Origin of the sequence: uncultured Microbulbifer sp. (genome assembly GCF_947489355.1) — a bacterium.
Taxonomy (GTDB): domain Bacteria; phylum Pseudomonadota; class Gammaproteobacteria; order Pseudomonadales; family Cellvibrionaceae; genus Microbulbifer.
Window position 1 is genome coordinate 1 of the sequence record NZ_CANLDD010000164.1, and the last position, 667, is coordinate 667.

1 protein-coding gene is annotated in these 667 nt (G+C 51.9%); it reads right to left on the reverse strand.

What is annotated here, in order from left to right; all coding sequences use genetic code 11:
* Positions 1-139 precede the first annotated feature (139 nt).
* Positions 140-604 carry a phage terminase small subunit P27 family gene (locus tag Q1A48_RS21295; protein ID WP_299948872.1) on the reverse strand — a complete coding sequence of 155 codons (465 nt, stop codon included), beginning with the start codon at positions 602-604 and terminating at the stop codon, positions 140-142.
* Positions 605-667 lie beyond the last annotated feature (63 nt).

Sequence of the window (667 nt, forward strand, 5' to 3'; positions counted from 1 at the left end):
TAGGGAAATGCCTCCCCTTTCTGCAAGTCATCCACATGGCGCTGAACAGAAAGGATTTCCCAGCGGCACGCGGGCTTTACCCCCGTCAGAACATCATTGCAGTAGGCATTGATATCTGCCAGGTGATCCATATCCCAAGTCATAGGCGGTCGAACTCATCATCAAACAGGTTGCCCTGTTTGTCGTTAAAACGGAGTTCCGTTGCGGGGGACATACCCAGCTGCGCAACCATACTGTTCCAGAACCGTGCTACTTCGCGCAGCTGGCCGACTTCCGGGTGATTCTTTATTTGTTCACCATTGCGGCCATCGACGGTATAGGTCCGTCCGTTATCTACAAGAAACTGGCGCAACTCATCCATCTCGACCTTGGTGCGACAGTATTCGTAAACGTAATCCACAAACAGTGGCTTTAGCCGCCCAACCTTGGCCAACTCCAACGCCACACGGTCCCAAACCCGGCGCGTCTCTTTGGTAATACCACGCGGACGCAACGATTTAACCAGTTTCTTGAGTTCGGCTGCTTTCTCTGCCGAGGCTTGTTCGCTCTGCGCAGCGGCGGGATGATCAACAACATTCCCGGCCTGCGGATATCTCCCTGCCATTCCAATATCACCTAAAAATGCCCAAGTGGGTTTTTTCGATTTAATTCAACGCGCATAAAAATT